Raw genomic sequence first — 19,736 nt, 5'->3', positions numbered from 1 at the left:
CGACAATGGCTAATAATCGTCATGAAATTGTAGAAAAAAATGTCGGCCTTCTAGCGATACTAATCGTCATTGCTATTAGCTTCGGTGCACTGGTAGAAATTACGCCGCTTTTATATCAAGACCAAACTACTGAACCAGTAGAAAATCTACGCCCTTACACGGCGTTAGAAATGGAAGGTCGTGATATTTACATTCGCGAAGGCTGTAACGTTTGTCACAGCCAGATGGTTCGTCCATTCCGTTCTGAAACAGAGCGTTACGGGCACTATTCTGTTGCGGGTGAAAGTGTGTGGGAACACCCTTTCCTATGGGGTTCAAAGCGTACTGGTCCTGATCTGGCGCGTGTTGGTGATCGTTATTCTGACGACTGGCACCGTGTCCACCTTCGCGATCCACGTGCCGTAGTTCCTGAGTCAAATATGCCTGGTTTCCCTTGGTTGGAAGAAAACGTGCTTGATGGCAAGTTGACCTCCGACAAACTAGCTGTTTTCCGTGACGTTTTTGGTGTTCCTTACACCGAAGAGCAAGTTGCGAATGCTGGTGAGGAAGTGAAAGGCAAGACTGAAATGGATGCAATTATTGCTTACCTTCAGTCACTTGGTCACGCAATGAAATAAGGGGGCACAATGGATATTGGAACCATTCATAGCATCTGGACAATAATCCTGTTCGCAAGCTTTATTGGTATCGTCCTTTGGGCTTACAGTAAACGCCAAAAATCGCGTTTCGAAGAAGCTGCCAACCTTGTATTTGCTGATGAAGAGCAAGATTTGGCAACGCGTGAGAAAGACAGGAGCTCGGAAGCATGACTACATTTTGGAGTCTATGGATTACAATCATCACACTCGGCACTATTGCTGGTATTGCTGCTATGCTCGTCTGGTGCAGCAAAGACAAGATGGGTGTCGAGGAAGGTGAGGATATGGGTCACGAATACGATGGTATTCGTGAGATCAATAACCCGCTGCCTAAATGGTGGTCCTACATGTTTTGGGCCACCATCATCTTTGGCCTTTTTTACTTATTCCTATACCCAGGTCTAGGTAACTATAAAGGTTTCTTGGGGTGGCAGAGCTCAAACCAAACAGTTCGTTCTGTTGAAGAATCGAAACTAGCGATTGCTAATGCTCAGAAAGAGAAACGTTTGGACGAGTACGCTCGAGAACTAGACGAAGCGCAAGCTAAGTTTGGCGAAACCTTTAAAACATTGGCTTATGATGAGTCTGGTAATAATCTTCGCCCTATCACTGAAATCGCAGCTGATTCTGAAGCGATCAAAGTGGGCCAGCGTCTGTTCATCCAAAACTGTGCACAGTGCCATGGTTCGGATGCGCGTGGTCAGCTAGGTTACCCTAACCTAACTGATAACGCTTGGCTGTACGGCGGTGAAGCAGAAACTATCAAGACAACCATCATGGAAGGTCGCCAAGGTGTTATGCCAGCTTGGATTGACTCTCTAGGAAAAGATGGTGTCAGAGAAGTCACTACCTATGTACTTGGTATGTCAGGACGTAAAGTCAACGCCAAAGAAGCCGCTGCCGGTAAGCAACGTTTCGTTGTCTGTGCGGCTTGTCACGGCACTGACGGTAAAGGTAACCCAGCATTTGGTGCACCTGACCTAACAGATAATACATGGCTATACGGCGGCTCTCGCCGTGCGGTTGAAGCCACTATTACTCACGGTCGTCTGGGTGTAATGCCAGCATGGAAAGATATTCTAGGTGAAGATAAAGTTCAGCTAATTTCTGCCTATGTCTGGGGTTTGGGTAACGACACCGACAAGTAACAACATGGTTAATACTCGGTTACATATTGATTGAAAAATTAGTAATAAAAACTGAGACATAAGACCAAGCCCCTGTTAATTTCAGGGGCTCTTTCCATCAAAGCTTCAAAGGTAATCATTATGCGTAAACCATGGTATAAGCAGTTTTGGCCTTGGTTCGTTTTCGCCATTCCTGCAATCTCAATAATGTACAGCCTGACAGCTGTTTACATATTCTCTCAGAACCAAGTCGACCTTGTTGCAGAAGATTATTATAAAAAAGGCAAAGCGATAAATTTAGACCTTTCTCGTCTCCGCGTTGCTGATGCGCTGAATTTAAAAGCATCAGTCAGTGTTGCCGATACCGATATTGTGGTTAATTTTGATAAAGGTGATCTCAAGACTAACCCTAACTTGCGTGTCACTTTTACGCATCGTACCCTAGCCAATAAAGACTTTACGCAAATGGTCAGTGCCGATTTAAGTGGCGCTTATCGTTTCAACTCTCCTGAGCAACTTGAAGGCCCATGGTTTGTTGAAGTAGAGCCATTTGATGGCGACTGGATGTTGCAAGGACGCGTTAACCTACCGACATTCGACCCGATTTCGTTGTACGGGCAGGATAAGGAATGACAAAAGACTGTTACCATTGCGGCGATCCTGTTCCACAGGATTGCCAGCATCAAGTAGAAATACTGGGCGAAACGCGTGACATGTGTTGCCCGGGTTGTGAAGCGGTCGCGCAAACTATCGTTGAGAGCGGCCTCACCTCTTATTACGAATTCCGAACGGCGCCAGCCGAGAAAGCTGATTTAGTTCCTCAGCAACTCCAATCTCTATTGCTCTATGATCACGAAGAAATTCAGCAAGAGTTTGTTCGTGAGTTTGATGACAGCAAAGAAGTTTCCCTCTCACTCGATGGCGTATCCTGTGCAGCATGTGCATGGTTGATAGAAAAGCAATTAAAACGAGAACCCGGCGTTATCTCCATCCGCGTTAACACCACAACTCACCGGGCTTTACTTAACTGGGATCCAACCCAAGCCAAACTTAGCCACCTTCTTTCTGTGATCCATCAGCTTGGTTATAAAGCTGCCCCTTTTGAGGCTGATGCCCAGGAACAGCAATACCACAGAACAATGAAGAGCTACCTGTACCGACTTGGTATTGCAGGTATTGCCACCATGCAGGTGATGATGTTGGCCGTCGCCCTGTATTTTGAGATTTTTGGAGACCTTGATGCGGAATTTAAAAACTACCTTCGTTGGGTTAGCCTGATTTTTGCCACCCCTGTTCTTCTGTATTCTGCCTTACCGTTTTATCTCAATGCCTGGCGTAACCTGCGCGCCCGAACATTAGGGATGGATGTTCCCGTCTCTATCGCTTTACTCTTTGCCTATGTTGCCAGCCTTTATGCCACCGTTATGGAAAAAGGCGAGGTGTTCTTCGAGTCAATCTCGATGTTCACCTTCTTCTTGCTCTTGGGGCGTTTCCTTGAAATGCGTGCACGCCGGCAGGCTGCGGCTGCAAGTGCCAACCTGCTCAAGTTAGTCCCGACTATGGCCACACTAGAAGATGGCTCTCAGGTTGCTGCAAAAACGCTAAAAGTCGGTGACATTATTACTGTTCTGCCAGGTGAAAGCCTGCCTGCCGACGGTGAAATCATCCGAGGTGAAACAGCTGTCGATGAATCGATGCTGACCGGCGAGCCAATGCCGGTTCCAAGAAGCTCAGGTAGTTCCGTATTCGCAGGTACCATTAACGGTGATGGAAATATCACTCTGCGCGTAACCAAAGATCGGCAGAACTCCCTTATTTCCAACATTGTACGTCTGCAGGACGAAGCTCAGTCATCCAAACCTAAAGTAGCTGAAGTAGCTGACATCGTTGCCCGTTACTTTGTCGCAGGTATTCTGATTATTTCGGCTTGTACCTGGCTTTTCTGGCATCAGCAGAAACCTGAAGATGCCCTGTGGATCACCTTGGCGGTGCTTGTAGCAACATGCCCATGTGCTCTTTCTCTGGCTACACCAACAGCCCTCACCTGCTCGACATCAAGCCTTGGACGTCTGGGTATCCTGCTTCGACGCGGGCATGTTCTGGAGACACTTTGTAAAGTGAACCAGTTGGTCATCGACAAAACAGGCACGCTGACCGAGGGCAATATCCGACTTGTCGAAACACAACTACTTGGCGATTTAACAGAAACAGAAGCACTGGCTTATGCTGCTGAAATGGAACGTTTTGCAAACCACCCTATTGCAAGAGCCTTTAGCGGTTATCGCGACAGTAGCAAAGCGTTTGATGAAGTAGAAAATGTTATCGGCTGTGGCCTAAAAGGTTCTTTAAACTGTGACGAATGGCGCATTGGTCAGGCCGCTTTTGTTCTTGAGCATCACCCAGACAAAGCAGAGCAATTAAAGCTGTGCGACAACCGTTTTCAGGTATGGCTATCTTGCAATAACCAGCTTATTGCCGGTTTCAAGCTTGATGATCCTATCCGAGAAGACAGCAAAGAGCTTATAGAGCAGTTCCAGGCATCCGGTATCAAGGTCACCATGTTGACCGGCGACCATTCAGCTAATGCTCAGACTGTGGCTGATAAGCTAAGCGTTGATAACTTAATTGCCGGAGCCACTCCGGAAGGCAAGCTTGAGTATCTTCGCAGCCTTGATAAAGACAACGTTGCCTTAATGATTGGTGATGGTGTTAATGACGCCCCTGTTCTGGCCGGAGCCCATCTCTCTGTCGCCATGGGCGGCGGTACTGATGTTGCCAAATCCTCAGCAGATATGGTATTGCTAGGTGATCAGCTATTACGTATTTTACGTGCTCGAGAGCTAGCACTAAAAACCAGAAAGATTATTCGAGAAAACCTGGCTTGGGCGCTAGGCTACAACCTCGTTATCTTGCCATTGGCGGTCGCTGGTTTTGTCGCTCCATACATTGCGGTTGTAGGTATGTCGGCAAGCTCGATCATTGTTGTTTCTAATTCTTTAAGGTTATTAAAAGAAAATGGCTAGTCTTTACTTGTTAATACCAATTGCGATCGTATTTGTTTGTATCGCTGTAGGCATTTTTCTTTGGGCCGTCAGAAGTGAACAGTTTGAAGATCTGGAGCGACAGGGTTATGACATCTTGTTTGACGAGGATGACCCCGAACAGAGCAAGCCTCGAGCAAACAAGAAAGAAAGTGAAAACGTGTCGTGAATATTGATTTTTACGCGGCTTTTGTTATCGGCTTAATGGGTGCTGGTCACTGTCTCGGGATGTGCGGCGGAGTAGCTGCCGCACTTACCTTGGGTATGCCAGGGCAGCAGCAGGCAAGCCGTTGGCCATACTTACTATGCTACAACACCGGTCGTCTTATCTCTTACGCCATTGCAGGTGCCATCATTGGTGGTGCGTTTGCCGGCATCGCCTCTTTCGGTGGATACTCGACAGGGCTTGTATCACTTAGGTTGTTTGCTGCCATCATGATGATTTTGCTTGCGCTATACATCGGACAGTGGTGGCAGGGCATCACCAAAATAGAACGCCTTGGCCAGTATCTCTGGCGTTTTGTATCACCCAAGGCTAAGTCCCTGCTGCCGCTGAAGTCGCCTGTTGCGGCATTACCATTCGGTTTGCTATGGGGGTGGCTGCCATGTGGACTTGTATATTCAACCCTAAGCTGGGCCGCTGTTTCCGGTAGCGCCCTATCCGGCGCAGCCATGATGCTAGCCTTTGGTTTAGGGACACTTCCGGCAATGATTGCAGTAGGGTCAATGGCCCAGCAACTGCAGAACCTGCTGAGAAACCTTTATTTCAAACGTGCCAGTGCCTTGTTGTTATTGCTCTATGGGGTTCATACTGGTTATATCGCAATCAAACAAATGTTGTAGGCTTTTTAATACTCGTCATATTGCTTCATAATATGTTAAAATATTGACCTACATCAAATTGGTTAGACAGGCTTATGATTTCAGACAAACTTACAACCAAACGTATCCAGTCAGGCGGATGTGCAATCCACTGCCAGGATTGCAGTATTAGTCAGTTGTGTATTCCATTTACTTTGAATGAGTCTGAGCTCGATCAGCTAGATCAAATCATCGAACGCAAGAAGCCAATCCAGAAAGGACAAGAGCTTTTTAAAGCGGGTGATGAACTCAAATCACTGTACGCAATTCGTTCAGGTACTATCAAAAGCTACACCATCACAGAACAAGGTGATGAGCAGATCACGGCCTTCCACCTGGCAGGCGATCTTGTGGGTTTTGATGCTATCAACGAAATGATGCACCCGAGTTTCGCTCAGTCACTAGAAACATCAATGGTGTGTGAAATTCCGTTTGAGATCCTTGATGACTTGTCAGGGAAAATGCCAAAACTTCGTCAACAAATTATGCGTTTGATGAGTAATGAGATTAAAGGTGATCAGGAAATGATCTTGCTGCTTTCCAAGAAGAATGCAGAAGAGCGCCTTGCTGCTTTCCTATACAACCTATCGCTTCGTTTCTCTCAGCGTGGCTTTTCACCTCGTGAATTCCGTCTAACAATGACGCGCGGTGACATTGGTAACTACCTAGGCCTGACTGTAGAAACTATCAGCCGCTTGTTGGGGCGCTTCCAAAAGTCTGAAATGCTGAGTGTAAAAGGAAAGTACATCACAATTCTTGATCACGAAGAGTTAGCGCGTCTTGCAGGTGTTAGCAAAAATACTGCTGCATAAGTGATTTAGCCATTACAAAGAAAGTGATACGAGCTTGAGCCGTATCACTTTTTTTATATTTATCGCCTTTCTGAGCTCCCCATAACTCCTCCTATACGTTACAGTTAATAGGCCAATCTGATTTATCTACTTGCTTTAAATGGTATTCAGGGCAATAGATAGTATCCTTACTACAGGGATCAGAGACTGGTTTTGATGCCAACACGATTTGTGTAAGGGGGCAATTATGACCAAGTACAATAATATTCTCGTCGTTGCCGATCCGGCTCAGGATCACCAGCCAGCGTTGTCTCGCGCTGTCGATCTGGCCAAAAGATCGCAAGATATAAAAATCACTCTATTCCTCGCTATCTATGATTTCTCTTATGAAATGACCTCCATGCTCTCTTCCGACGAGCGGCTAGCGATGCGTAAAGGCGTGATAGTACAAAGAGAAGAGTGGCTAAAAGATATCACTCGGCCCTATGTGGATGATGGCTTTAACATTGATATCACCGTGGTGTGGCACAACCGACCTTATGAAGCCATTATTGCCGAAGTATTCAGCAATGCCCATGACCTTCTTATCAAGGCCACTCATGATCACGACAAGCTAGGCTCGGTTATTTTCACTCCAACCGATTGGCATTTATTGCGTAAGTGCCCCTGCCCTGTACTGATGGTCAAAGAACATAGCTGGCCGGAAAATGGTAAGATCGTTGCCAGCGTAAACTTGGCCGCCGACAGTGAAACCCATGAAAAGCTAAACGACACAATCGTGTCTGAAGCGAAAACGATGGCAGAAATTCTCGGGGCCGAAGTCAACCTGGTCAACGCCTACCCTGCAACGCCAGTTAACATTACTATCGAGCTTCCCGAGTTTGACCCGGCCTCATACAGTGATGCTGTACGAGGACATCACTTAACTTCCATGAAGGCGCTCCGTCACAAGCATGGGCTACCAGAAGAGCAAACTCACGTCATTGAAGGGTTGCCGGAAGATGTTATTCCTAGTGTAGCGAAAGATCTGGATGCAGAGCTTGTCATTCTCGGTACGACAGGTCGAACCGGGCTGTCAGCTGTCTTTATCGGCAATACCGCGGAGCATACAATTGACAGCCTTAACTGTGATTTGCTGGCTCTTAAACCCGAGGGCTATGTTAGCCCGTTAAGCCCTCAACCAGAGTGATAGAACTGATGCTTACCAAGCAGCCCCTTCTGGGGCTGTTTTTCTATGCTGACTAACTTAAAAAACACCACGCAACGGTCACCAACTTAGAGGAAATATGAAGATATCAATCATTCAAACAGAGGTAAGTTATAAGAATAAGCGTGAGAACATCAGCCGTGTATCCAGCTTACTTACTGCTGCAAAAGAGATTGGTGATCTTGTGTTACTGCCTGAGCTCTTCTCCACTGGTTACATATTTAATGAAGCAAGTGAGATACATGAGTTATCTGAAAAGTTTGCTGGCAGTCAGACTATCGAGTCCTTACAAAGCCTGGCAAAGAAGTTTAATACTGTAATTGTTGCCGGCATTGCCGAGGAAGACAATGGCAAATATTTCAATTCTATCGCGGTTATTGATGAGAGCGGCTTAATAGATAGATATAGAAAGATCAGTCAAACCAATATTGATACGCAGTATTTCTCAAGAGGTAATCAACTTACCACTTTCGAGCACCAAGGTGTTACTTTTGGAGTCGCGGTTTGCTTTGACCTTTGGTTTCCAGAGATTGTACGAGAATACTCTCGACTTGGTGTTGATATCTTATTGCACCCGTCAAACTTTGGCGGCGAACAAAGCCTCCAAATTTCTCGAGCTCGCGCTATAGAAAACAGTATGTATGTAGTGACATGTAATCGAGTTGGCTCAGATATTACTAAAGATCTGACAGGTGTTTACCGTGGGTGCAGTCAAATCTGCTCTCCTGATGGAAATTATCTCCTCAGACTTAATGATGCGCACACACTGGCGACAGTGGAACTTGATGTTGACATAAGCTCCCCCAAGCAAGTCATCGAGGTAGACTTAAATCATGAGCGCGATGCAATCTTAAGCCAGCTAAAAAATTAAGTTTCGGACACTTCACGGCTTCTGATACAAGCCAATGCATCACTCACAACTCTTTTATAATCCATGGTACCAAAGACTTTCCCCTCAATTTTAAACACAGGAATGTTATAAGATGCCATACTTTCTTTTGCTTGTTGGTAACTGTGATGAACCTGAGGAGAGACGTACACCATCTCAATTTTATCAGCATATAAATTTAAAAAGTCAGTATCTTCCAAGGCTGGAATGCCAGAATACATAACATAATAAGGTAATTCAGACTCATCAATAAACTTTTGCATTCGTTGTGCCATCATGCTTGAAGTTAAACCTCCACCACAAACAATAGATATTATTCTTCTGCCATTTATCTCTTCAGTTAAATGACGGTCAAAAAATATGCTCATTCGTACCTCATTATCAGAGAGCCAATTTTTAATATGAGTAAATTTATAAGATAAATGTACATTTATATACAATGCATTTATCCAAACCACATTAGTTAGAAATACTTCAAAAAAATAGTGAAATAAACATGATAAATGCCCATTTTCTTACTGAGATTTTCTGGTATTTGGAAACCCTGAAAACGTGAAATATAACGCGATATGTTGAGTTTTAGCATACCTCTTTCATACGCTTTCCAAAAAAAGTGATAAGGATCTGATTTGTATGCCTATTCATTGTTATACAATAGTCAAATCAATCAATTAAAATCAGTATTCTCCCCCCTTATGTCTACGCAAAGAAGGACTGTGCTGAACATAGATGTTGTTGATTCAAAACAAGCAATAACAATTTTATTACAGAGGATGACCTCATGAGGAAAAAGATAATAGCGGCCAGCTTTGCCGTTGGAAGCTTACTATTATCTGGTTGTGCTACAACACCGAACGAAAACTACACTTATAAGCCAAAGGCGTTATCTCCTAAGTTAGTTGATGCAATGCATAATTTGGCCAAAGAGTCTAACAGCGATGATGTTAAATTTGAGTTTATCGAAAACCAATCTCTATTAATGATCACTATTATCAACGATGATGATCGTTTTTATTTTGAAACCGGAACTGGCATTGGATATTTTGATGAATTTTGTAATGGAAAAGACCCTTTTTATACTGCCATGCGAGAAAATGGCATAGGGATGCAATTTAACTTAGATGACAATGGTGTCGACTCGTATGGGCCTTGGAATTCAGATGCATGCCCTTCGGATACACAGAAATAGCCTAACAAATGGAGTTAATAATGCACAAAGGATCGTGTCTTTGCAGTGCCGTGAAATTTGAAGTTTCAAGCTCTCTCGAAGCAACCGATGCATGCCATTGCAAGCAATGCCGTAAATGGACAGGACACTTTCTTGCAAGTGTTGAGGTTCCCCGTGATTCCTTGTTAATTCATGGCTCGGAATATATCTCCTGGCATCATTCATCGGATAAAGTTAGACGCGGATTTTGTTCAAAATGCGGTTCTTCACTATTTTTTGATCCCCTCGATACAACAAAGCATAACTGGACTGGCATTGCCTTGGGGTCTTTTGATACTCCGACAGAAACAACTCTGGGCCAACATATCTTTGTTGCAGAGAAAGGCGATTACTACGAAATTGACGATGGCTTGCCACAGAATGAACATTAATAGTTATTGTGCCTCTCCAAAACAACAAAGGGCGGCTCAATGCTGCCCTTGCTTCTAACTCACTCTAGACTATACGTTAGTTACATCAATAAACATTGACTCATCGATGTTTGTTGAGGATACCATGGCTTCACTAAAGGCATATTCTGCCCTCTCACCTTCACGGTCCAGTGGCAGGTTTACAAAATCAAACAGCTCTTTGTCTGCCAGCTGGCTTGGGCTAACGTTCTGGATTGACTTAAAGATACTTTCCACACGGCCTGGTGTTTTCTTATCCCAGTCGATCAGCATCGCTTTAATGCTCTGACGCTGAAGATTTTCCTGAGAGCCGCAAAGGTTACAAGGAATGATCGGGAAGTCTTTGTGTTCAGCATACTTGATCAGATCTTTTTCGCGGCAGTATGTTAGCGGTCTGATCACAACATTACGCCCATCATCTGAACGTAGCTTTGGAGGCATCGCTTTTAGACGAGAACCGTGGAACATGTTTAGGAACATGGTTTCAACAATATCGTCCAAGTGGTGGCCTAGCGCAATTTTCGTTGCTCCAATCTTTTCAGCAAACGAATAAAGCGTACCACGACGCAGCCTTGAGCACAGGCCACATGTTGTCTTGCCTTCAGGGATTTTTTCTTTAACCACTGAGTACGTATCCTTATCGACGATATAGTAAGGAATATTCAGCGTCTCAAAATACTCAGGTAAAATATGCTCAGGGAAACCTGGCTGTTTTTGGTCAAGATTGACAGCAACGACATCAAATTTAACTGGTGCCGCTTTTTGAAGATTCAAAAGGATATCCAACATCGCAAATGAATCTTTACCGCCACTGATGCATGCCATGACAACATCATTTTCTTCAATCATGTTGTAGTCGATAATGGCATTTCCAACATTTCTCCTTAGACGTTTTTGGAGTTTGTTGAATTCAAGTGTCTCTTTTCTTATATCATTCTGATTCATTGCGACTTCTCACACTGTCGATTAATTCGACTGTAGATTTCCTAGATGGATTCTTTATAGGGCGTGGATTATACGGATTTTTGTATTAAGTGGGAACACTCTGTGAAGTGATGTCAGCCAATCTCTGATGACACCTAGCAGGATAGCTTACTGGCAAACAAAAAAAGAGCCGCAACTGGCGACTCTTCTTGTTCTTTGCACTATCAGATTGTGTTATTTGAACAAGCCCATAAAAAACAGCTTGATGTAGTCGAACATCCGACTGAAGAAGCTGCCTTCTTCTACGCTTTCCAATGCTATGAGTGGAACATCATGGATATCTTCACCGTCAACTTGGTAGAAAATCTTACCAACCACATCACCTTTATTGATAGGAGCAACCAAGTCGTCGTTTAGTGCCACATTTGCAGTTAGCTTTTTAGCATCATTGCGTGACAATGTCACATAGGAGTCTTCCTTTGTTCCTAATGAGATACTATCTGTAGCCCCCATCCATACGCGCTCATTGAGCACTTCTTCGCCTTTCTTGTGAGGAGATACAGTATCGAAGAATCGGAAGCCATAGTTAAGCAACTGCTTGCTCTCAGCTTCTCGGCTTTTCGCACTCTTTGACCCCATTACTACCGAGATAAGACGCATGTCACCCTGGGTCGCTGAACTTGCCAGACTATAGCCAGCTCCGCTGGTATATCCGGTTTTCATCCCATCAACATTCAAACTTTTATCCGCCAACAAACCATTCCGGTTGCGTTGCGTAATCTTGTTATATGTAAAAGAACGTTCGCTATACAGCGAATAAATATCAGGTAAATCGGTAATCAGCGCACGACCCAATAACGCAATGTCATAGGGTGTGGAGTAAAGTTCATTGCTATCGAGCCCATGCGGATTGGCAAACGAGCTGTTGTTCATATTCAGCTTCTTTGCCCATGAATTCATCAGCCCAACAAACGCACCCTCCGAACCGGCAACGTGCTCGGCTATCGCCACACTGGCATCATTGCCCGATTGAATTATTAAACCACGATATAAGTCCATCATATTCACTTCAGTATTGACCTCGATGAACATCTTCGACGAATCAGGAAAATTCCTAGCCCAGGCATTACGGCTGATCACTACTTTGTCATCTTTGCTGATACTGCCGCTCTTCATTTCTTGTCCGGCCACATAGCTTGTCATTAGCTTGGTTAAACTGGCCGGATTAAGTTGCTCATGGGCATTTCTTTCTACCAATACCTGGCCGGTATGGTAGTCCATCAATACATACCCTTTTGCGCCAAGAGTCGGTGCATCTGGTATAACGGTAGGAGCCGCAAACGTAGCGGACGAGAACAATGCTGCACCTGCAAGTACAACATTTAATTTAAAAATCTTTTGCATGATGATGTAACTAGCCCTCTTTGATGATGCAAGCAGTATATCTAACCGTCTTAGCATTGCTTGCGACCTTTACGAAGTCTTACGATATTGTAAATTTCGTTACACATATCGCTGTCATTACCAGTTACCAATATCACACTTACTGTTCGTTTTCAGCATCCTTACCGAAATTTGACTCGATTGAATAATCAGCTCAAAGCTAGGCGTGGCCGGCAAATAAAAATGGGCAGAAATTGACGCTAATAAACATCAGTTCAATGTATTAGTACTTGCTGGTATTCGATAGCACCTAAGTACAATTAACTAAATCAAGCGCTTACCATCGACTAATGGCATAACGATCATGCTGCGTCGCACATTTTACTCAGCAAATTTAAATTTTTTCTTCTCATTCCGTGTCTTAATCGAGAAAAACTTTTATGCTAGGTGACAACACTTGGCAAGATGTTTATCTGCCAATTGATAGTCAATATAAGGATTGGTAATGACTTTCTATGAAAAGCTAGAGCAACATCAACAGAAACTCTCAAGGCTTGACCACCTAAGTGCCATATGTGGTTGGGATCAGGCAGCCATGATGCCAACTGGCGGTAATGAAGCTCGCTCGGAAGCGATGGCTGAACTCGCAGTCATGCACCATGAGCTCGCTACTGCTCCTCACTTGGCAGAGTGGTTTGAGCAAGCTGAAGCAGAGTCATTAACCAAAGAGCAAGCTGTAAGTCTGAAAGAAATGAAACGCGCTTGGCAGATGAGTAACTTACTGCCTGCCGATCTGGTTGAAAAAAAATCACTGGCGGGGTCAAAATGCGAACACGCCTGGCGATCACAACGTAATGATAATAACTGGCACGCATTCAGTAAGAACCTGGAGAAAGTGGTTGAACTTTCACGCCAGGAAGCGCAGATTCGCGCCGAGGCTACCGGCTTAAGCCGTTATGATGCCCTGCTCGATATCTATGAGCCAGGAATGACCACTAAAGAATTGGATCAGCTATTTAGTGATGTAAAAAGCTGGCTTCCAAGCTTGATACAACAGGTTCAAGAGAAGCAGCAAAGCGAAGCCGTTCTTACTCCCGCAGGCCCGTTCCCAGTTGAGCAGCAAAAGGCGCTGAGTCTTGAGGTAATGACCAAGCTTGGCTTTGACTTCAATCACGGCCGACTGGATGTCAGCGTGCACCCTTTCTGCGGGGGTGTTTCGACCGACGTACGAATTACCACCCGCTATGATGAGGAAGATTTCACCTCGGCACTGATGGGTGTGATCCACGAAACTGGGCATGCTCGTTATGAACAAGGTTTACCCGCTCAATGGCGTGGCCTACCTGTTGGTGAGGCACGTTCAATGGGGGTTCATGAGTCGCAAAGTTTATTTTTTGAAATGCAGTTATCACGTAGTGAAACATTCATCGACTTATTGGCTCCGCTTGCGTCTGATGCTTTCGACCGCCGGAACGATCCTGCACTATCCAGCAAGAACCTAACGCTATTTAATACCCGTGTAAAACCCGGCTATATCCGCGTTGATGCCGACGAAGTGACCTATCCTGCCCACGTCATTCTGCGTTACGAAATTGAGCGTGATTTGATTGAGGGTAACATTGAGGTTGCCGATATCCCTGAGCTTTGGGACAAGAAAATGACTGAGTATCTCGGGCTGTCGACAAGATGTAATTACACCGACGGCTGTATGCAGGATATCCACTGGACCGACGGCAGCTTTGGTTATTTCCCGTCATATACTTTGGGCGCCATGTACGCCGCTCAGTTTATGGCAGCGATGCACAAAGAAATGAACGTCGAAAACCTGATCCGAGAGCGTAACTTATCGCCAATATTTAACTGGCTTGACCGCCATGTTTGGAAGAAGGCATCGACCGTATCGACCGACCAATTGTTGATTGATGCAACGGGTGAACGGTTAAATGCTAAGTACTTCAAACAGCACTTAATGAACCGATATCTGAAGGGCTCAGTTGATTAAAAATTAATTGCACTTGGTGTTATATGAGGTATCGAGGATCGGTATGGTGGAATACCTGACCATCGTACCAATCCAAAAGAAAACATGGATAGTTGGGGGCTCCCTCTATCCATTTACAGAAAAGGTTGCGAAATTAACCGAGAGGCTTGTTTAGCAATAATATCAAGCTCTTCCTTAGAAAAAACGCCTCTGCCCAAGACTCGTATTGAGACTAACAATGCCATCAAATTTTTTGCCGTAACTTCCGGGTCAATTTCTTTAGAAATATCACCTCTAGCCTGACCCACCTCTATACTCCGCCGAAAGAAAGCTTCGGTTTCACGCAGACCTTTGGTTACTATTTCAGCAACCTCATCCTGATGCCGCATGACCTCTAGAGCAGTGTTGATCAAAAAGCACCCTTTACGCTGAGAATCCATTTGCATTTCTTCAACTATGGCATCAAAAAGTCCCAAGATCGCTTTTTTAGGATTATCAAGCGCTTCCAGCTCTCCCAAAACAGCCTTCCGATTCTCTTTATCATACTTTACAAGAGATCGAACAAACAGCTGATGCTTACCTCCGAAGGCGTTGTATAGACTACCTCGATTAATACCAGTAGCTTCAATGAGATTGGCTAAAGAGGTAGGTTCAAAACCTCTTTCCCAAAATAAATGCATAGCTTTGTCAACTGCCGCATCTTCATCAAATGATTTCTCCCAGGGCATTTTTGTAATCTCCTCTTTCATTGAGCAATTTAAATGTAGCACGATTATACCAACCAACACAAACAATGGTAGTAATCTGAGCTAATCAAGCTTACTAACATTTATTTTTAACCGTTATTAAACAAGCACCTACGAATATTGAACTAAAATATTACTCCTAATTATAAAAAAACACCATCTTTGTGTTGACCGATTGGTTTATAAAATATATTTTATACCAATCGATACAGACAAGCCTTACCAGGTATTGCAGACCATCTATCTGGGGATAATGAAATGAGTGAATTTACTTTCCATATCGTCGAGGCTGTCCTTGATACAAGTAAACACCTTATTTCTGCAGTAACGTCAGGCTTCATCTCTTCCCTCAACAATTTTACAGAGTTAACTGAAATGCCAGCACAGCTTGAGGGCTACATCAAACCACTCGTAATATCTAACAACACTGGTTGCCAAGATCATTTCAATGGCAAGCATTCTTTTGAACGAGCACTTTTTTATACAACGAATCCCATAACGACAACACAGAGTGATTACATGTAGCAAATAACTATTCATTAGATAAAGGGTACAATATGACTCATTCAATTCAGATTTTTCTCAAAACAGCATGTGAGACGTTAATATTAAAACGCTCTATAAAAGTTGCCCTTTTCGTGGGTACCGTTCTTATGTTCATTAACCATGGGGACATGCTATTGAGTGGTCATCTTGATAAAACACGTTTCTTTAAAATTGTATTAACCTATTGTGTACCCTTTTGTGTTTCAACTCAAGCCAGTGTATTCGCTACTCTGCAAGCCCGTAACAAAGAGATTCACAAATGATAAAAATATTTAAAAAACAACACACGCAAGATACTGTAACTATTGAGAGATCACGACATGAAGCACTGATTGATATAGAGACTCAATATAATAACATTCGTCATAATAACCCTACAGATTATGCACAAAAAATTTTTGTAAATGCAGGAAATGTTCACAAAGCTTCAAAGAGTCGATTTGAATCTATACAGCAAAGCTATGAATTAATTAATAGTTTTATTAGTCAGTCAGAAGAAATTAAAAACCTATCATGTGAATCTCATCAATTTTCCAGTAAAACCTCTGACACGGCTTCAAACACCATAAAAAAACTTAGCCAATTGGCAATGCAAATACAAGAGTCCAAAGAGAAAATATGTCAATTTAGCGAGCTATTAGTTTCTCTTGAGGAAATCAACAATAATGTAGGCAAATTAGTTGACTCCATTAAAGGAATAGCAGGTCAAACTAACCTACTAGCACTTAACGCCGCGATAGAAGCTGCGCGCGCTGGCGAGCATGGAAAAGGATTTGCTGTTGTTGCAGACGAAGTGCGTTTACTTGCAAATACAGCAAGCCAGTCAGCCGAAAACATCAACATCGAAATGCAGTCAATAACTAAGGTTTCGGAAGATATTTTTAATAAGCAAAAAGAAGTTGAGGATGTAATTATAAATAGCTCTGTTGTGACAAGCGAAAGTATGATAGATATGGAAATATTAATGAATATGTCGTTTGATAGTAAGAATTCTGTTGAGAGAGTTATCGACCGAATTAGTGAACAATTAGAAGAATCAAATGAAGTAAAAACACATATGGAAAAACTCGTAGAAGATACGAAAACATCTATTGAGCTTTCTGGGAACAACCATAAACTAGCACAACAAATTGTTTCCTCTCTGGAGGTTATTGAAGATAAATCAATTCATCACTGATTTATTAATCATACTTTTAAACAACTATTTAGGAGCAGAGCTGCATTTTCATTAAGTTCAGGAGTGCGAAAAAAGGTCGCACTCCAGTACCATCTATTTGGTAATTCTCTAATAGGGACATTAATAAATGACTGTACTGGATAAGTAAACAAAAGAACAGTTTTATTGGTATAAAAAGTAACACCAGTGAATTAACCATTTTTCAGTCAATTATTTTTGACCGGATATTAAACCAATCAAAATTATTACAACATGGCTCCTCAGATACCTAGGGAGGGTTAACTTTCATACTCTTCTCTACAATGCAAAATATGTTTGCTGTAAAGTGCATATATACAAATCCTGTTAAATTAATTCTCCGCGTCTATTCACAACCTTTAGAGCCTCTTAACCTCACCACTACACTCGATACGTACAATTCTTGATATCAAGGCAAACCACTGCTTAGTTTTCTTCCTAAGTGCACGTTAATAAGAACAAAAAATCCAGCCAAAATATAGCACTAACTTCATATGTGAAAATTATTTCGCAATTTGTCTTGACCAATTGGTCTAGTGAATTATAGTCTATACCGACTGGTACAGACAAGGCATGCCAGGTACTACATACCAATTTATCCGGAGAAAATTAAATGACTGATTTTACTTTCCACACCGCTGAGACAGCCTCTGATGCGAGCAAACCACTTATTGCCGCAGCAAAATCAGCCTATGGCTTTATCCCTAATCTCCTAGCCGGAATGGCAGAAGCCCCAGCTCTGTTAGAAGGCTATATGACACTGGCTGGAATATTCAATAAAACCGAGCTCAATGAAACTGAGCGGCAGATAATTATGATGACAAACAATCGTTTAAACGGTTGTACATATTGCATGGCGGCCCATACTACAATCTCACAAGGTGCCAAGGTAGCCGAAGATGTTATTGCTGCACTGCGCAACAACACTGCAATATCAGATCCTAAGTTGGAAGCTTTGCGCCAATTTTCGATTGCAGTCAATGAAAGTCGAGGTTGGGTAAAACAGCATGATTTGGATGCTTTTCTCGCTGCTGGCTATACCCAGCAAACCGTGCTCGAAGTAATATTAGGTACGAGCCTTAAAGTCATGTCCAACTATACCAATCATATCACCCAAACTCCTGTCGACTCGGCTTTTAAGGCCAATGCTTGGTCAGCTGACGAAAGTGAAGCTGCTTAATTAAATCGGTGGCAGCTCGGTTCACACGAACTGAGCTGCCACCTCCAAACCGAAGCAGTTAATTTCTGGACAAGAAGCTCTACCCATCACCATTGAGCAAACCGTCTCCATTTGAATAACAACAAAATAATAAATTAGTTCATAACAGTTACCAGATCTTTGAGAGGAGTCATCATGTTATTAGATACACCAAAAGTCCAAATTGGATGGAAGGCCCCAGAGTTTACGCTTGCAGATCCGGACGGGAATAGCTTTACCATGTCCGAACACTTGGGTGAGCAAGGTTTACTGATTGCCTTCATTTGCAATCATTGCCCCTATGTCCAGGCCATTGCTGACCGTCTTGCGAAGGATGCCAGAGAGTTACAGGCTGAAGGCATCAACGTGCTGGCAGTCATGTCCAATGATTACAGTTATGTTGAGATTGATAGCCCGCCATATATGAAACAATTCGCTAAGCAGCATGACTTTTCCTTCCCTTACTTGGTCGACAAGGACCAAGCCGTAGGAAAAGCATATGGAGCTGTTTGTACTCCAGATTTCTTCGGCTTCAACAAAAATGGGGAACTTCAGTATCGAGGCCGCCTTGATGATGCTCGTATGGCCCCCCCTCAGAATCGCTCTCGAGAGCTCATAGACGCGATGCGTCTTATTGCCAATACAGGCAAAGGGCCAGAAAAACAGCACCCGAGCATGGGCTGTTCAATTAAATGGAAATAAGGAGAAAATATGATTGATTTATACACATGGGCAACCCCCAACGGCTGGAAGGTATCAGCAACTCTTGAAGAACTAGAATTGCCTTATTCCGTTAAACCCATCGACATAAGTACCGGTATTCAAAAAGAGTCGGAGTATGTGGCAATTAATCCGAACGGTCGAATCCCAGCTATCGTTGACCATGATGCTAACGGACTAACAATTTTTGAGTCAGGAGCAATTATGCTTTACCTAGCTGAAAAAACAGGCAAACTTATACCTGATAATGCTAAAGATCGTTACAACGTTATTCAATGGCTGATGTTTCAAATGGGAGGTGTTGGTCCTATGCAGGGTCAAGCCAACGTTTTTACGCGTTTTTTTCCGGAGAAAATCCCTGCAGCTATAGAGCGCTATCAGAATGAAACTCGCAGACTTTATGGTGTTCTGGATGCACAGCTTTCCGAACATGAATTTCTGGCTGGTAATTATTCAATTGCGGACATAGCCAACTGGAGTTGGGTACGCATACACAACTTCGCCGGCGTAAACCTCGACGAATTTGAAGGGTTGAAGCGCTGGCATGAGCAGTTAGAAGCACGACCTGCATTAGCCCGTGGTGCCGCTATACCCCATGAAACCAATTTTAATAAACCTGAAAGAGGAAACATTGCGATTGAAAAGGGCTTTGTTGCGTAAATCGAATTTAAGCTGAACGGACTCAACATTTGTTTGGGATTAATCAACTCTAGTTGTTTGAGGTATGGTAAGACTCGACAGCTTATTTAAAGCTCGAACAGCTGCGTAGGCTTCACCTACTTGAGCATCATAATCTCGTAGACTCAGGCTTGAACCAAGAAGACGTTTATATCTCGACATTGCCGTTTCGGATATTGACCGAGAGTGATAGC

The 19,736-nt window shown here is 43.4% G+C and carries 23 protein-coding genes and 1 pseudogene; 19 read left to right on the top strand and 5 right to left on the bottom strand.

Annotated features, from left to right (window positions below):
• The first annotated feature begins 5 nt into the window (after positions 1–5).
• From ccoO to EIZ48_RS23245, 10 genes are all read left to right on the top strand, one after another.
• The gene (ccoO, locus tag EIZ48_RS23290; RefSeq protein WP_160657028.1) at positions 6–617 is read left to right on the top strand and encodes a cytochrome-c oxidase, cbb3-type subunit II; all 612 of its coding nucleotides are present in this window, start codon (positions 6–8) and stop codon (positions 615–617) included.
• 9 nt (positions 618–626) lie between these two features.
• Complete coding sequence (locus EIZ48_RS23285) at positions 627–809, top strand: cbb3-type cytochrome oxidase subunit 3 (protein ID WP_160657025.1); 183 nt, start codon at positions 627–629, stop codon at positions 807–809.
• The gene (ccoP, locus tag EIZ48_RS23280) at positions 806–1,786 is read left to right on the top strand and encodes a cytochrome-c oxidase, cbb3-type subunit III (RefSeq protein ID WP_160657020.1); all 981 of its coding nucleotides are present in this window, start codon (positions 806–808) and stop codon (positions 1,784–1,786) included. The genes EIZ48_RS23285 and ccoP overlap by 4 nt, the downstream gene beginning before the upstream one ends.
• A gap of 120 nt (positions 1,787–1,906) precedes the next feature.
• The gene (locus EIZ48_RS23275) at positions 1,907–2,398 is read left to right on the top strand and encodes a FixH family protein (RefSeq protein WP_160657017.1); all 492 of its coding nucleotides are present in this window, start codon (positions 1,907–1,909) and stop codon (positions 2,396–2,398) included.
• On the top strand, positions 2,395–4,788 hold the full coding sequence (locus tag EIZ48_RS23270; RefSeq protein WP_160657015.1) for a heavy metal translocating P-type ATPase: 2,394 nt from the start codon (positions 2,395–2,397) through the stop codon (positions 4,786–4,788). Before EIZ48_RS23275 ends, EIZ48_RS23270 begins: the two co-directional genes overlap by 4 nt.
• Positions 4,781–4,975 carry a cbb3-type cytochrome oxidase assembly protein CcoS gene (gene ccoS, locus EIZ48_RS23265; RefSeq protein ID WP_160657012.1) on the top strand — a complete coding sequence of 65 codons (195 nt, stop codon included), beginning with the start codon at positions 4,781–4,783 and terminating at the stop codon, positions 4,973–4,975. The genes EIZ48_RS23270 and ccoS overlap by 8 nt, the downstream gene beginning before the upstream one ends.
• Entirely contained in the window at positions 4,972–5,649 is a 678-nt protein-coding gene (locus EIZ48_RS23260; RefSeq protein WP_160657009.1) for an urease accessory protein UreH domain-containing protein, read from the top strand. The genes ccoS and EIZ48_RS23260 overlap by 4 nt, the downstream gene beginning before the upstream one ends.
• A 74-nt stretch (positions 5,650–5,723) precedes the next feature.
• Positions 5,724–6,479, top strand: coding sequence for a fumarate/nitrate reduction transcriptional regulator Fnr (gene fnr / locus EIZ48_RS23255; RefSeq protein ID WP_075768028.1), 756 nt, complete (start codon positions 5,724–5,726; stop codon positions 6,477–6,479).
• A gap of 226 nt (positions 6,480–6,705) precedes the next feature.
• On the top strand, positions 6,706–7,647 hold the full coding sequence (gene uspE / locus EIZ48_RS23250; protein ID WP_160657006.1) for a universal stress protein UspE: 942 nt from the start codon (positions 6,706–6,708) through the stop codon (positions 7,645–7,647).
• Positions 7,648–7,744: 97 nt separating this feature from the next.
• Positions 7,745–8,536, top strand: coding sequence for a carbon-nitrogen hydrolase family protein (locus EIZ48_RS23245; protein WP_160657003.1), 792 nt, complete (start codon positions 7,745–7,747; stop codon positions 8,534–8,536).
• Here the strand turns inward: EIZ48_RS23245 and EIZ48_RS23240 are convergent.
• Positions 8,533–8,922, bottom strand: a complete 390-nt coding sequence (locus EIZ48_RS23240) for a PTS sugar transporter subunit IIB (RefSeq protein ID WP_160657001.1) — start codon at positions 8,920–8,922, stop codon at positions 8,533–8,535. The two genes, EIZ48_RS23245 and EIZ48_RS23240, sit on opposite strands and share 4 nt — an antisense overlap.
• Before the next feature lie 413 nt (positions 8,923–9,335).
• On the opposite strand from EIZ48_RS23240, the gene EIZ48_RS23235 reads away from it, so the two are divergent.
• Together EIZ48_RS23235 and EIZ48_RS23230 are read left to right on the top strand one after the other, a co-directional pair.
• Positions 9,336–9,743 (top strand): hypothetical protein, encoded by a 408-nt coding sequence (locus tag EIZ48_RS23235; RefSeq protein WP_160656998.1) that lies wholly within the window; start codon positions 9,336–9,338, stop codon positions 9,741–9,743.
• Positions 9,744–9,763: 20 nt separating this feature from the next.
• Positions 9,764–10,153: a GFA family protein gene (locus tag EIZ48_RS23230; protein WP_160656994.1), complete on the top strand. Its 390-nt coding sequence runs from the start codon at positions 9,764–9,766 to the stop codon at positions 10,151–10,153.
• Between the two features lie 69 nt (positions 10,154–10,222).
• Here EIZ48_RS23230 and ttcA read toward each other — a convergent pair whose 3' ends face one another.
• Together ttcA and EIZ48_RS23220 are read right to left on the bottom strand one after the other, a co-directional pair.
• Positions 10,223–11,116 (bottom strand): tRNA 2-thiocytidine(32) synthetase TtcA, encoded by an 894-nt coding sequence (gene ttcA, locus EIZ48_RS23225; RefSeq protein ID WP_160656991.1) that lies wholly within the window; start codon positions 11,114–11,116, stop codon positions 10,223–10,225.
• Positions 11,117–11,329: 213 nt separating this feature from the next.
• Positions 11,330–12,499 (bottom strand): D-alanyl-D-alanine carboxypeptidase family protein, encoded by a 1,170-nt coding sequence (locus EIZ48_RS23220; RefSeq protein WP_160656988.1) that lies wholly within the window; start codon positions 12,497–12,499, stop codon positions 11,330–11,332.
• A 484-nt stretch (positions 12,500–12,983) separates the two neighbouring features.
• Here EIZ48_RS23220 and EIZ48_RS23215 point away from each other — a divergent pair, with 484 nt between their 5' ends.
• Positions 12,984–14,480, top strand: a complete 1,497-nt coding sequence (locus tag EIZ48_RS23215; protein WP_160656985.1) for a carboxypeptidase M32 — start codon at positions 12,984–12,986, stop codon at positions 14,478–14,480.
• 113 nt (positions 14,481–14,593) lie between these two features.
• Here EIZ48_RS23215 and EIZ48_RS23210 read toward each other — a convergent pair whose 3' ends face one another.
• Positions 14,594–15,208, bottom strand: a complete 615-nt coding sequence (locus EIZ48_RS23210; protein ID WP_240153073.1) for a TetR/AcrR family transcriptional regulator — start codon at positions 15,206–15,208, stop codon at positions 14,594–14,596.
• A 255-nt stretch (positions 15,209–15,463) separates the two neighbouring features.
• Here EIZ48_RS23210 and EIZ48_RS23205 point away from each other — a divergent pair, with 255 nt between their 5' ends.
• The 6 genes from EIZ48_RS23205 (at position 15,464) to EIZ48_RS23185 (ending at position 19,524) form a co-directional block, all read left to right on the top strand.
• The gene (locus EIZ48_RS23205; RefSeq protein ID WP_160656982.1) at positions 15,464–15,730 is read left to right on the top strand and encodes a hypothetical protein; all 267 of its coding nucleotides are present in this window, start codon (positions 15,464–15,466) and stop codon (positions 15,728–15,730) included.
• 32 nt (positions 15,731–15,762) lie between these two features.
• Positions 15,763–16,014: a nitrate/nitrite transporter NrtS gene (gene nrtS / locus EIZ48_RS29110; RefSeq protein ID WP_192928707.1), complete on the top strand. Its 252-nt coding sequence runs from the start codon at positions 15,763–15,765 to the stop codon at positions 16,012–16,014.
• Positions 16,011–16,928, top strand: a complete 918-nt coding sequence (locus EIZ48_RS23200; RefSeq protein ID WP_160656979.1) for a methyl-accepting chemotaxis protein — start codon at positions 16,011–16,013, stop codon at positions 16,926–16,928. Before nrtS ends, EIZ48_RS23200 begins: the two co-directional genes overlap by 4 nt.
• Before the next feature lie 631 nt (positions 16,929–17,559).
• On the top strand, positions 17,560–18,126 hold the full coding sequence (locus EIZ48_RS23195) for a carboxymuconolactone decarboxylase family protein (RefSeq protein ID WP_160656977.1): 567 nt from the start codon (positions 17,560–17,562) through the stop codon (positions 18,124–18,126).
• 174 nt (positions 18,127–18,300) lie between these two features.
• On the top strand, positions 18,301–18,846 hold the full coding sequence (locus EIZ48_RS23190; protein ID WP_160656975.1) for a thioredoxin family protein: 546 nt from the start codon (positions 18,301–18,303) through the stop codon (positions 18,844–18,846).
• A gap of 9 nt (positions 18,847–18,855) precedes the next feature.
• On the top strand, positions 18,856–19,524 hold the full coding sequence (locus EIZ48_RS23185; RefSeq protein WP_160656972.1) for a glutathione S-transferase family protein: 669 nt from the start codon (positions 18,856–18,858) through the stop codon (positions 19,522–19,524).
• Between the two features lie 39 nt (positions 19,525–19,563).
• On the opposite strand, the pseudogene EIZ48_RS29525 reads toward EIZ48_RS23185, so the two are convergent.
• A pseudogene (locus tag EIZ48_RS29525) lies at positions 19,564–19,736 on the bottom strand (IS5/IS1182 family transposase); the annotation flags it as partial.

Source organism: Photobacterium alginatilyticum, assembly GCF_009910675.1.
GTDB lineage: Bacteria > Pseudomonadota > Gammaproteobacteria > Enterobacterales > Vibrionaceae > Photobacterium > Photobacterium alginatilyticum.
The sequence above is the reverse complement of the archived record's forward strand: the minus strand, read 5'-3'. Positions and strand labels throughout refer to the sequence as shown.